Source organism: Streptomyces abikoensis, from assembly GCF_014648775.1.
In the GTDB taxonomy this organism is placed as follows: domain Bacteria; phylum Actinomycetota; class Actinomycetes; order Streptomycetales; family Streptomycetaceae; genus Streptomyces; species Streptomyces abikoensis.
Genome location: NZ_BMRT01000011.1, coordinates 91019 through 102874 on the forward strand (window position 1 = coordinate 91019; position 11856 = coordinate 102874).

Here is an 11856-nt window from a genome sequence, read left to right on the forward strand (position 1 = left end):
GACGCATGTCCAAACATGACGCGAACTCACGATGGTCCCTGTGGTCACGGGACTCGATCCTGTCGATCGGTTCAGCGGGCTCGGTGCTCTCGATCGGCTCGGTGGGGTCGATCCTGTCCGTCGGCTCGGTCGGCAGCGCCCTGTCGGTCGCCTCGGTCGGCTCCTGGCTGAGCACCGGCTCCCTGCTGTCCTCCCGGTCGCGATGGTCGGTGATGTCCTCGCGGTCCCACCGGGGCCTCATGGCCGCCGGGGCGGTGACGGCGGTGGCCTGCGCGGCACTCGCCGCCGGCCGGCGGGAGAGGTGAGGAAACAGCCGATCCCGCTGACAAGGCGCCCGTCGCGCACTCCACGCGCTCTTCCGGCCACCCGGGCGCCCCTGACTTCCCCCCTTCACGGGCGGTGAGGGCCGAACCCCTTCCCCAGCACACCGGTTGAGCACCGGGTGCCTTGAACCCGGCGCCCTTTACCAACCAAGGGAGGGAAACCCTCATGGAGAGTCCGGGAGACCATAAACAGGCTCGGTCCCACAGGCTACCGTTCCCCGAGCCGGTGGAACCCCGCCGGAAGGCGCAGTGGGCGACATCGGCGTTCGACCACTCCAGTGTGTGGCGCCTGTCGGCGTCCATCCCGGCGGTCCTCGCCCAGGTGTTCCGCATGGCCTGGCGCATCGACCGCCGGGACGTGATCGTCATGGTGGGCGCGCAGCTCACCTACGGCATCTGCTCGGCCGTGGCCCTGACGGCCACGTCGCGGGCGATGACGCACATCCTCGGCACCGGCACCGTCGCCGGCCGCGTCCACGCCGCGCTGCCCGCGCTGCTGGCCATCGCGGTCGCCGCCGGCATCGGCCGCGTCGCCCACGGGCTGGCGTCCTGGTCCGTGGGCCGCCTCAGACCACGGCTGATGACCGCCGCGGACATCGCCGTCGTCGACGCGATGGTGTCCGTGGAGCTCGCCGCGTTCAACGAGCCGGGCTTCGCCGAGGAGCACGAGGCGGCCGAGGCGGGGTCGCTGCGCTGCGACCGCCTGATCTACGACGTGCAGTCCTTCATGTCGGCGCTGATCAAGCTCGTGGCCGCCTTCGGCGTGCTCACGGTCCTCCACCCGCTGATGCTGCCGGTCCTCGTGCTCGCCGTGGCCCCGTCGGGCACCGGGGCGATGGCCGAGGCGAGGATCGAGCACCGGACGCACCACGCCAACAGCAGCGGCCGCAACGTCAAGGGCATGATGCGCTGGTACCTGACCACCACTCAGCTCGCGGACGAGGTGCGCGGCAACAGCATGGCCCCGTACCTGATGTTCTGGTACCGCACGATCACCGGCCGGATGGACGCCCGCTCGCTGACCGGAGCCGCCCGCGCGCTGCGGATCAACCTGCTCTCGGCGTGCGCCGGCGGGGTGTGCCTGACCCTGGCGTGGGCCACGCTGGCCTGGCTGACGATCACCGGGCGGATGTCGCTCGCGATCGCCGCGACGGCCGTCCTCGCCGTGCGCGCGGCGCTGGGCAACCTCACCAACGCCGTGCACTACGCCGCGTCCCTCTTCCACTCCAGCCTCTTCCTCGGCGACTGGAAGCGGTTCGTCACCTCCAGCCGCGAGCACTACCCGGCCCACGGGACGGTCGTGGTGCCCGACCGGCCGGAGACCATCCGGGTCGAGGACGTGTCGTTCACCTACCCCAACAAGACCCGGCCCGCGGTCGACGGCGTGTCCCTGACCCTGCGCCGGGGGCAGGTCGTGGCCGTCCTGGGCGAGAACGGCTCGGGCAAGTCGACCCTGACCCGGTTGCTGTGCGGCCTGTACACCGCCGACAAGGGACGGGTGCTCTGGGACGGGGCGGACCTGGCGGAGATGGACCTGCGCCGGGTCTGGGAGCACACGGGGGTGGTCACCCAGCAGTTCGGGTACTGGCCGCTGTCCGCGCGGGAGAACATCACCCTCGGCCAGCCCGTCACGTCCGGCGACGAGCGGGTGTGGAAGGTCATCGACGCCGTCGGCATGCGCGAGGCGGCCGAGGAACTGCCCGACGGCCTCGACACCCTGCTGGCCCGCGAGCTGTGGGGCGGCGTCTCCCTCTCGGGCGGCCAGTGGCAGCGGGTCGCCTGCGGCCGGGTGCTCTACCGCGAGCCCGACGTCGTCGTACTGGACGAGCCGACCTCGCAGATGGACGCCCAGGGCGAGCACGACATGTTCCGGCTCGTCCGGACCATCGCCCCCGACCGGATCACCGTCGTGGTGACCCACCGCCCGGCCAACGCCCGGGTCGCGGACCTGATCGTCGTCATGGACCAGGGCCACATCGTCGAGCAGGGCACCTTCGCCGAGCTGGTCACGGCAGGCGGCAGGTTCCAGCGGTGGTACGAGCTCGGTCAGCAGGCCTGATCCACGGCCGTCGTCCCGTTCCGCGAGGGAACGGGACGACGGCCGGAAGCCGGACCGGCCTACAGCTCCGCGGCCTCGTCGTCCTCGCCGGGCTCCTCCACCTGGGTCGTCACGACCTGGAGCACCGCCGCGTCCCCGTCGATGGCCAGCGACACACCCGACGGCAGCGGGATGTCACGGGCGTGCACGGTGTGCCCCGCGTCCAGGCCCGCCACGGACACCGTGACCGACTCGGGTATGTGGGTGGCCTCGGCCTCCACCGGCAGGGCGTTCAGCAGGTGTTCCAGCAGATTGCCACCGGGGGCCAGGGCGCCCTCGGTGTGGATCGGCAGCTCGACGGTGACCCGCTCGCCCCTGCGCACGGCCAGCAGGTCGATGTGGACGAGGAACCCCTTGAGGGGATCGCGGTCCACGGCCTTGGGAATGACGAGTTCGCGTTTCCCGCCGATTTCCAGGTCTATCAGGACGTTCGGGGTCTTCAGGGCCATCATCAGCGCGTGACCGTCGACCGTCACGTGCTGGGGTTCGGCGCCGTGACCGTAGACGACACCCGGCACCTTGTTCTCGCGACGGATCCGGCGGGCGGCGCCCTTGCCGAAAGCGGTCCGCGGCTCCGCGGCCAGCTTCACCTCAGCCATTTCTGCACTCCTCGTTCGACTCGTGGACTGCTGGGCATTGGTCACCCGGCCCGGGACGGAGCTCCACGAACCGCTGCGAAGAGCGCGCGCCGATCACGGAGCCGCCGCACCCGGAACACCCGGTACGGCCTCCCTCGCCGAGCAACCCGACGAGCGTAGACCGGCGGTCCCCGCGCACGCATCAATCCCGGTGAAACGCGGGGTGGTAAAGCGCTCTCCGTGAATCGCAAAGGGGAGTAAACACCCCGAACCCGAACCGACCCCCGGCCGGTGGGCCGGCACCTGGCAGTCCGACCCGGGCGCCGGCGCCCCGAGCGGAGCGCTCAACCGTTGCGGGGGCGCTTGGCCTGGCGGCGGGCCTCCTCCTCGTGGAAGAGGTCGGCCAGCCGCTGGGTGGGCCCGTCGAGTTCGATGGGCGCGTCCTCGTCGTCGGTGTCGACCCCCTGCGCGCGGAGCCGCTCGTCCTGCACCTTCACGGGCGGTGTGGAGTCCAGGTCGGACGGGCGAGGACCCTCGGGGCCGTCCGGGCCGATGCGCACCAGGCGTTCCATGCGCACGACCCTGAACCGCAGGGAGAGGACCTCGAGCTCGTCGCACCGCGTCGCGTCCAGCCGGTCCGCCGCGGCCGTGTAGGGGGCGCGTTCCTCCGGAGTGAGGTCCCGCTGCCAGGGGATCATGACGCGAAGCTTCACGGCCAGGGTGTCCCGCGCCCCCTGCGGGGTGGTCGACGCGCCCGCCGAGTCGGGCCGCCAGCGCCCGTCCGTGTACTCCGCCGTTCCGAAGACCGCGGGCAGCAGCACCCCTCCCGGGTGGGTCTCCGTGGCGCGCACCGAGTCGTCGCGGACGGCCCTGGGCACCGTGCCCTCCTTCCGGACGAGGGAGAGCAGCTCCATCTTGAGGATGCCCTCCGACATCCCGGTCGCGGTGAACGGATCGATGACGAAGCCGTCCGCCGGGTCCGGGGCCCGGTGGGATTCGCCCGGCTCCATGGGGTCGGCGTCGGTGGGCCGGGGCGGCTCGGGGCCCTGCGGTCCGCCGCGCAGGAAGCGCTCCGCCCGCACCACCCGGTAGCGGACGCCCCGCACGGCCACCTCGTCGACCGCCTCCCAGTCCATGCGCTCCGCCGCGCTCATGTACGCGTCGTGGCCGGCCGGATCGCCGGCCTCCCGGGCCGTCCGCGCCGCGAGACGGAACACCGAGCCCATGGAGTCACGGGCCTCCTGCGGCTCCAGGGACGAGAGCGAGGAGACCAGCTCCCAGCCGCCCTCCATCCGTTCCTTCGCGACGCCGAAGACGGGGTGACCGTCCAGGAGGATGTCCGGATACGCCTCCCGGGCCCGCCATGCCTCGACGTCCGCGAGCGACGCGACGGGCTCTTCCGGAACCGCGATCCGGATCTTGCGGTACGCGGGGACGTTCTCCCCCTCCAGCTCTGCCATGCCCTCCAGGGTGCCGTGGGCATGAGGGGCCGCGCAGCCGAAACGGTCACTCCATGAACAGTGGACACGCGAGCGACCGCGCGGAGCGCGGCTGCACAGCAGTCCACGTGTGACAGACTGTGATCGTTTCTGCTTGAAACGCGTAAACAAGCGCACTGAACATATGGAGCACATCATGGCCAAGGTCCGGCTGAAGACCAACCACGGTGACATCGTCCTGGAGCTCAACGAGGAGAAGGCGCCCAAGACCGTCGAGAACTTCCTCGCCTACGTGGACAAGGGCCACTACGACGGCACGATCTTCCACCGCGTCATCCCCGGCTTCATGGTCCAGGGCGGCGGCTTCAAGCCCGGCATGGACCAGAAGCCGACGGACGCGCCCATCGACAACGAGGCGGACAACGGCCTCAAGAACACGGTGTACACCGTGGCCATGGCCCGTACGAACGACCCCCACTCGGCGACCGCCCAGTTCTTCATCAACGTCAACGACAACGACTTCCTGAACTTCACCTCGAAGTCCCCGAACGGCTGGGGTTACGCCGTCTTCGGCCAGGTCGTCGAGGGCCAGGACGTCGTCGACAAGATCAAGGCCGTCAAGACCGGTACCCGCGGCTTCCACCAGGACGTCCCGAAGGACGACGTGGTCATCGAGAGCGCCAAGCGCGAGGCCTGAGAACCGCGAGCCCGGCACCTGCTCCCCTGAGGAACCGGAGATGCCGGGTCCTGATCTCTTCATGTCCGCGACACCTCGCGGTCGGCTGAGCGTCTTCCCACGGTGTTGATCTTTCCGACGGGCGTATCCGGCCATCGGAAGGAACAGGATCGTGTTCGTCAGGAAGTCTCGCGTCGCCGCTCTCGCGGCGCTCGCCGCCGTCGCACTGCCGGCCGGGGTGCTGAGCACCGCCACCACGGCGGAGGCCGCTTCGGGCCGGGGAGTGCCCGGCTACCGGACGTGGCAGAGCGATGTGGACAAGGCGGTCGCCCCCGCGATCCCGTGGCTGCGGGACCGTATCGCCAAGGGCGGCGACAACCCGGCCGTCGTGCTGGACATCGACAACACCGCGCTGGAGACGTACTACCACGAGGGCCAGGCCAACGAGCCGGTCCTCAAGGTGGCCCGCTGGGCGCACGAGCACAACGTGTCCGTGCTGTTCGTCACCGCCCGCAGCTCCTCGTCGTCCGCGCGGCGGCAGCTGGCGGACGCCGGCTACCCGGTGGACGCCATCTGCACGCGCGAGCACGGCGAGGAGAAGGGCGAGGGCAAGGCGCGCTGCCGGGAGGAACTCACCCGGGACGGCTACACGATCACGGCCAACATCGGCAACCGGCCCACCGACTTCGAAGGCGGCTACTTCGAGAAGGGCTTCAAACTGCCCGACTACGGCGGCCGCCTCTCCTGAAACCCGCCGCGCCCTTCGCCGCCGGACCCCGGCGGCGAAGGGCGAACGCGGGTTGGCTTGTTCACATGGTGTGAGCACTCCATGGCGCTACGCAAACTGACGTAGCTTCCCCTCTTCGCATGCGTGATCTGCGACGGCAATGGTTCGCTGCAGGCACGCATTCCCCGAAGAGAGGGGCAAACAGGGCATGGTCGCGCGTCCCTTGGCACCCGGAGTCTTCGTCACGGAGCGTTCGAGCGGAGTCCGGACGATCACCGGGGTGGGTACGTCCACCCCCGCGTTCCTCGGCTACACGGTGGGCGGCCCGGCGGCCCCCACACCACCGACGCTGGTGCGCAGTTGGTCCGAGTTCGTGGACACGTTCCACTTCCGTTCCCCGATGGGGCGGGAGGAGGTCGAGCGGGCGCTGGAGGGCCTGCCGGCGGCCATCGAGGAGGCGACCGCGACCCTCCAGTCCGAAGAGGCCGCGCTCCGGGACCTGGCCACCACCGGAGGCGAGCCGGTCGTCACCCCGGACGAATTCGGCAAACTCGTCGCCGTACGGACCGCCGAGTGGGCGGGCGAGCCCGTCAGCGACGCGGACAGGCAAGCGGCCGAAGCCGCGGCCCGGAAGGTGTCGACAGCCTTTCCCGAGGACCACGCCCAGTGGATCGCGGCAGGTGACCACCTGGCCTCCCTCGGCCGCCGCCGGGACGAACTGACCTTCCTGAAAACGGTATTCGAGCAAGCGGGGGCCATCTGCCTCCACGAAGCCGTCTACGGCTTCTTCGCCAATGGAGGAAGCTCCTGCTACATCCTCCGCCTCGACCCCACCAAGGACCTCGCGAGCGAAGTCGACGGTGACGCCGACAAACGCACCGGACTGGCCGGGCTGAAGAGCGTCCCCGACGTGAACATGGTCGCGGTACCCGACCTGTGGCACGGGGGCACATCCCCCGAGACGGCCGCGACGATCCTCGGCAAGGTGATCGGCCACTGCGCCACCCTGCGCAACCGGCTCACCCTGTGCGAGCCGCCCCCGGACACCGGGCCCAACGCCGTACCGCAATTCCTGGACCGGCTGCCGGGCCCGGACACGGACGACGCGGCGTTCACGGCGTTGTACTACCCGTGGGTGGAGGTGCCGGGCGTGGACGGGGTGCGGCGCACGGTTCCCCCGTCGGGTCACCTGGCGGGCGTGTGGGCGCGTACGGACGCGGAACGCGGGGTGTTCAAGGCTCCCGCCAACCAGAACCTCCGCGGCGTGGCCTCCCTGCCCACCCTGCTCACCGACCAGCGCCACGGCGAACTCAACGACAAGGGCGTCAACTGCCTCCGCGTCTTCCCCGACCGGGGACTGCTCGTCTGGGGCGCGCGGACTCGCTCCGGCAGCCGGGACTGGCGCTACCTGAACGTGCGCCGTCTCGTGTCGTTCCTGTCGGACTCGATCCGGCAGTCGACGACGTGGGCGGTGTTCGAGCCCAATGACGATCGGCTGTGGGCGACGTTGGGGCATTCGGTCGTGAGTTTCCTGACCGATCAGTGGCGCCAGGGGGCGTTGCTGGGCCGGACGCCGGACGAGGCGTTCTATGTGATCTGCGACCGGACGAACAACACTTCGGCCACGATCGACGCCGGGAAGGTGATCTGCGACATCGGCGTCGCGCCGGTGCGTCCGGCCGAGTTCGTCCACTTCACCATCACCCAGATCGCCGGACAGCCCGGCGGCGGCACCACCTGAACGCGGGGAGGCACACGCACGTGTTGACCGGTGACACCTTCAGCAGCAACACCTTCGCCATCGAACTGGGCAAGTTCCAGGTCGAGACCGTCCAGGACGTCTCCGGCCTGACCCTGGAACAGGACGTCGTCGAGACCCGTCAGGTGTCCGCCACCGGCGAGCTCATCGTGCGCAAACAGCCGGGCGCCCGGAAGACCGGCGAGATCACGGTCACCCGGGGCATGGACAAGAGCACCGCGTTCACCGACTGGATCAAGGCCACCCTGGTCAACGCCGACCTCGACAGCGCCCGGCAGAACATCACCATCGCCCTCAAGGACGCCCAGAAGCAGACGGTGCGCCGCATCCACCTCACCAACGCCTGGGCCTCCCGCTGGGAAGGGCCCCAGCTCGGGGCGGCCAACTCCGGCACCGCCACGGAACAGGTCACCATCACCTACGAGGACATCACCGTCGACTAGCCGGGAGGCACAGCAACGATGGCGACCAGGCCCCAGCCCCCAGGTGTCTACGTCACCGAGAAGTCCAGCGGCGTCCGCATGATCGTGGGAGTGGGCACCTCCACCCCGGCCTTCCTCGGCTACACCAAGCTGCCCGACGAGGCGCCCCCACAGCGGACCACCCCGCCCTTCACCGCCGACGAGCGCGTGATCCCCCAGCCCATCCGGGGCTGGCAGGAATTCGTCGACCGCTACAGCGTCAAGGAACTGAGCGACGAACTGGCCGTCCTCCTGAAGAAACAGAAGGACAACCCACCCCTGACCGCCGGGGACCACAAGAAGGTCCAGGTACTCCAGCGATGCCTCACCCTCGCCGAGGCGGTGTACGGGTTCTTCGCCAACGGCGGTACGACCTGCTACGTGGTCGGCTTCCTGAACCCGGGCACCCCGGTGACCGGCTCCGGGCTCGCCGGGGACGCGGAGGCGCGCACGGGCCTGGGCGGGCTGGAGACCGTGCCGGAAGTCACCATGGTCGCCGTGCCCAGCCTCTGGGACATGACCGTCGCCGCCACCGAGACCGAAACCCCGCCGACGCCGGATCTGCCGACCGGCAGGGGACTGATCGACAAGGTGCTCGCCCACTGCACCCAACTGCGCAACCGGCTCGCCGTGGTCGACGCGCCGCCCGGCCAACTCGTCGAACCGCTCAAGGACTTCGTGGGCGAGCTCGCCACACCCGACTCGGACGACGCGGCGTTCACGGCGTTGTACTACCCGTGGGTGGAGGTTCCCGGTGTGGACGGGGTGCGGCGCACGGTTCCCCCGTCGGGTCACCTCACGGGGGTGTGGGCGCGTACGGACGCCGAGCGCGGGGTGTTCAAGGCTCCCGCCAACCAGAACCTCCGGGGCGCCCTCGGCATCCCCACCCTGCTGACCGACGACCAGAACGGGGAACTCAACGACAAGGGCGTCAACTGCCTCCGCGTCTTCCCCGGCCGGGGACTGCTGGTCTGGGGTGCGCGGACCCGGTCGAGCAGTCGGGACTGGCGGTACCTGAACGTGCGCCGTCTCGTGTCGTTCCTGTCCGATTCGATCCGGCAGTCGACGACGTGGGCGGTGTTCGAGCCCAATGACGACCGGTTGTGGGCGACGTTGGGCCATTCGGTCGTGAGTTTCCTGACCGATCAGTGGCGCCAGGGGGCGTTGCTGGGCCGGACGCCGGACGAGGCGTTCTATGTGATCTGCGACCGGACGAACAACACCTCGGCCACGATCGACGCCGGGAAGGTGATCTGCGACATCGGCGTCGCGCCGGTGCGCCCGGCCGAGTTCGTCCACTTCACCATCACCCAGATCGCCGGACAGCCCGGCACGACAGGCTGACGGAACCCATGCAGAAGACCGTGGTCAGGCAGGGTGACACCGTCACCCTGGCCCTGACACCCCCGGCTGCTTTCTTCCCACCGTCCCCGGTCGTCATCCCCATCCCGAAAGGCACGGCGGGGTTCCGTGTCGAAGGGCTCCCCGCCTGTGTGCCGGACGACATCGAGACCATGGTCATTCCCGTCGGCTATGCGACCCTGGCCTTCCCCCAGGCGGGAACGGGCAGCGTTCAGCTGAAGGTTCCCGCCCAGAACCGTGCCACATACGCGAGGACCGGCCACGGCGTGACGGAAGCCGTCGTCGACGGCGGCCCGCTCGAGCTGACCCTCACCGTGGTCGGCCCGGCGAGCAACTCCTCCGGTGCGACTGACGCGGTGGGCAACAAGTACCCCGGAACGGCGACCTTCACCTGTCTCCGCGTACGCCCTGTGACAGCCGGATAACAGCGCTGTTCGGGCTATAGATCCTTGAGAGTGGCGAGGGTGTCCTCTATGCGCGGGGACCGCTGGACGAAGCCGACCCCGACCCGGCTGTAACGGTCGGTGGCCCGGCTCCAGTCGTAGTTCCCGCGCATACAGGCCCGGTTCGCCTCCAGGAAGCGGTGGGTGCTCTCACGCTGCCGCGGGGACAGTTCCAGGGAGGCGCACAACTCGTGCGTCCGGTCGGCGAGCCGGCGGAAGCGGTCGACACGTCGGTGGACCATCTCCCGCAGCAGGTCGACGGCCTCCTCCTGCGAGCAGTCGTGTTCGCGGCGGAGGAGCAGGACCGCGTTGTCCGGTTCCCCGTTGGCCACGTCCTTCTCCAGCGAGTGGAGGTCGTTGGTGAGGATGACCACCTCCGCGGTGATCTCGCGGATCTCCTGGACGAGGGTGCTCTCGTGGACCTCCGGGGGCGCTTCGAAACCCCCGCAGCGTTCGGTGGTGTCCAGGACGCCCTCCACGCCTATCGCCAGCCGCCGTAACGCCAGGTACCGGTTCATGTCCAGGACGAGGCCGGCCCTGCGGTTGACCGCCTCGGTGACGTACGTGAGGAAGTACTGCTCCCAGTGGCGTGCGGCGCGCTCCCGCCAGGCCGGCGACATGCCCTGCCGCAGCCGCTCCCAGTGGTCGAGCCACAGCCGGGCGAGCGGGAACGTGGGTTCGGCCGAGGGCGCGCCCGGGCTCCGCCGGGCGAGCGTGGCCATCTCCTGGCAGACCTCGTAGGCGGCCAGCGGGTCCCTGCCCAGGTGACTGTCGAAGAGGTCGTCGAAGAAGAAGTAGAACGTCTGCCCTTGGATGCCCAGTTCCAGGTCGTCCCCGAACGCGTCGGGGTGGAAACGGCCGGCGAGCTCCGCCACCGCCCACGTCAGATACCGTTCGGCGTTGGACGCGCTGGTGATGTATCCCTCCGCCTTCAGCCACTTCAGGTGACGGGCGCTCGCGGCCTCGACGTCCGGGCTGATGCGTACCTCGAAGGGAATGTCCAGCGGAACATTCTGCGGCATGCGTGATCCCCCTCCTCGCTGACATCCAGGAGATCCAACGATCACCGGCAGGGGCCCATGTGACAAGTCTTCTGGTCTGTCGGCCCCGACCTGTGGTATGAGGACCGGTCAGGAGCCCGCCACTTCCGTGGCCCAGACGAAGTCGTAGCGTATGTGCCGGCCACCGACCACCGTTCCCTCGCCGCGGTCGCGCATGTTCACCGTGAAGGCCGCCTTCGGCAGGAGCAGCACTTCCTGTTCGTCCGGCTCCCTGGAGAAGTAGGCGATGTCCCTGCCGCTGTGCCCGGTCAGCTCCAGGCAGTACAGCACCCGGCGGCCCCCGGCGGGCGGATGCTGGAGCGGCAGGAACTTCTCCGCCTCCTCCCGGCTGCGGCTGGTGCTGGTGAAGCCGCTGAACGTCATGCGGGTGCGGGGCACCAGCTCCCAGCCCGCCCGGTACACCACGCCCTCGACCGGCGGCAGTCTGTCCAGCGCTTCGACGAGCATGTCGGCATGCGACTTGGCCTCGGCCCGCAGTGTGTCCGCGAGGCCGTGCATCCGCCCCCGGACGGCCTCCAGCCGCACCGAGCGCTCCGCGTCGGACAGCCCGGCCGCCCGGTAGGCGTCGATCAGCCGCTGGAGCTCCGGGTCCCGCCAGGCGGCGTACGGCACCTCGACCGGCAGGCCCTGCTTCAGCAGAGAGATCATCTCGTCGACCAGCCGGTGCACACCCGCCGGGCCCAGGGCCCCGGGAGCGGCCAGGACACGGTTGACGAGCTGATGGTTGCTCCCGGTGTACTGCGCCAGGGCCAGCAGGTACGGCAGGCGGAGCTCGGCCCCCAGCCGGGACCGCTCCGCGTCCGCCTCCGCCCCCGTCAGACCCTGCCCGGCCAGCCAGTCGGTCAGCTCGGCGCCCGGACGCCGCCGGAGGAGGGCCCGCCGCTTGCGGCGCGCCCCGGCCACCGTACGGTCGTCCACGGTGACCATGC

At 70.0% G+C, this 11856-nt stretch carries 12 protein-coding genes; 8 read left to right on the forward strand and 4 right to left on the reverse strand.

Annotated features, from left to right (window positions below):
• Positions 1-5: 5 nt before the first annotated feature.
• Positions 6-305 carry a hypothetical protein gene (locus tag IE096_RS27890; RefSeq protein WP_189456341.1) on the forward strand — a complete coding sequence of 100 codons (300 nt, stop codon included), beginning with the start codon at positions 6-8 and terminating at the stop codon, positions 303-305.
• Positions 306-489: 184 nt separating this feature from the next.
• Positions 490-2382, forward strand: coding sequence for an ABC transporter ATP-binding protein (locus IE096_RS27895; RefSeq protein WP_189456343.1), 1893 nt, complete (start codon positions 490-492; stop codon positions 2380-2382).
• 59 nt (positions 2383-2441) lie between these two features.
• On the opposite strand, the gene IE096_RS27900 is transcribed toward IE096_RS27895, so the two are convergent.
• Positions 2442-3020 carry a 50S ribosomal protein L25/general stress protein Ctc gene (locus IE096_RS27900; RefSeq protein ID WP_189456346.1) on the reverse strand — a complete coding sequence of 193 codons (579 nt, stop codon included), beginning with the start codon at positions 3018-3020 and terminating at the stop codon, positions 2442-2444.
• Positions 3021-3343: 323 nt separating this feature from the next.
• Complete coding sequence (locus tag IE096_RS27905) at positions 3344-4459, reverse strand: DUF5954 family protein (RefSeq protein ID WP_189456348.1); 1116 nt, start codon at positions 4457-4459, stop codon at positions 3344-3346.
• Positions 4460-4634: 175 nt separating this feature from the next.
• Between IE096_RS27905 and IE096_RS27910 the strand changes: the two genes are divergently transcribed.
• From IE096_RS27910 to IE096_RS27935, 6 genes are all read left to right on the forward strand, one after another.
• The gene (locus IE096_RS27910) at positions 4635-5135 is read left to right on the forward strand and encodes a peptidylprolyl isomerase (RefSeq protein ID WP_189456350.1); all 501 of its coding nucleotides are present in this window, start codon (positions 4635-4637) and stop codon (positions 5133-5135) included.
• A gap of 151 nt (positions 5136-5286) precedes the next feature.
• A complete protein-coding gene (locus IE096_RS27915) occupies positions 5287-5862 on the forward strand; it encodes an HAD family acid phosphatase (RefSeq protein WP_229820662.1) in 576 nt (191 codons plus the stop codon).
• Positions 5863-6121: 259 nt separating this feature from the next.
• Positions 6122-7582 (forward strand): phage tail sheath family protein, encoded by a 1461-nt coding sequence (locus tag IE096_RS27920; protein ID WP_189456352.1) that lies wholly within the window; start codon positions 6122-6124, stop codon positions 7580-7582.
• A gap of 20 nt (positions 7583-7602) precedes the next feature.
• Positions 7603-8043, forward strand: a complete 441-nt coding sequence (locus IE096_RS27925; RefSeq protein ID WP_189456354.1) for a phage tail protein — start codon at positions 7603-7605, stop codon at positions 8041-8043.
• Between the two features lie 18 nt (positions 8044-8061).
• Positions 8062-9405, forward strand: a complete 1344-nt coding sequence (locus tag IE096_RS27930; RefSeq protein ID WP_189456357.1) for a phage tail sheath family protein — start codon at positions 8062-8064, stop codon at positions 9403-9405.
• 8 nt (positions 9406-9413) lie between these two features.
• On the forward strand, positions 9414-9848 hold the full coding sequence (locus IE096_RS27935) for a contractile injection system spike tip protein (protein ID WP_189456358.1): 435 nt from the start codon (positions 9414-9416) through the stop codon (positions 9846-9848).
• A gap of 14 nt (positions 9849-9862) precedes the next feature.
• Here the strand turns inward: IE096_RS27935 and IE096_RS27940 are convergent, their stop codons facing one another.
• The gene (locus IE096_RS27940) at positions 9863-10888 is read right to left on the reverse strand and encodes a terpene synthase family protein (protein ID WP_189456360.1); all 1026 of its coding nucleotides are present in this window, start codon (positions 10886-10888) and stop codon (positions 9863-9865) included.
• A 108-nt stretch (positions 10889-10996) separates the two neighbouring features.
• Complete coding sequence (locus tag IE096_RS27945) at positions 10997-11854, reverse strand: ADP-ribosyltransferase family protein (protein ID WP_189456362.1); 858 nt, start codon at positions 11852-11854, stop codon at positions 10997-10999.
• Between the last annotated feature and the right edge of the window lie 2 nt (positions 11855-11856).

Bases quoted from the DNA above. Each gene is read 5' to 3' on its own strand.
- IE096_RS27890 (WP_189456341.1), top strand. From the start codon at position 6: ATGTCCAAACATGACGCGAACTCACGATGGTCCCTGTGGTCACGGGAC.
- IE096_RS27895 (WP_189456343.1), top strand. From the start codon at position 490: ATGGAGAGTCCGGGAGACCATAAACAGGCTCGGTCCCACAGGCTACCG.
- IE096_RS27900 (WP_189456346.1), bottom strand. From the start codon at position 3,020: ATGGCTGAGGTGAAGCTGGCCGCGGAGCCGCGGACCGCTTTCGGCAAG.
- IE096_RS27905 (WP_189456348.1), bottom strand. From the start codon at position 4,459: ATGGCAGAGCTGGAGGGGGAGAACGTCCCCGCGTACCGCAAGATCCGG.
- IE096_RS27910 (WP_189456350.1), top strand. From the start codon at position 4,635: ATGGCCAAGGTCCGGCTGAAGACCAACCACGGTGACATCGTCCTGGAG.
- IE096_RS27930 (WP_189456357.1), top strand. From the start codon at position 8,062: ATGGCGACCAGGCCCCAGCCCCCAGGTGTCTACGTCACCGAGAAGTCC.
- IE096_RS27935 (WP_189456358.1), top strand. From the start codon at position 9,414: ATGCAGAAGACCGTGGTCAGGCAGGGTGACACCGTCACCCTGGCCCTG.
- IE096_RS27940 (WP_189456360.1), bottom strand. From the start codon at position 10,888: ATGCCGCAGAATGTTCCGCTGGACATTCCCTTCGAGGTACGCATCAGC.
- IE096_RS27945 (WP_189456362.1), bottom strand. From the start codon at position 11,854: ATGGTCACCGTGGACGACCGTACGGTGGCCGGGGCGCGCCGCAAGCGG.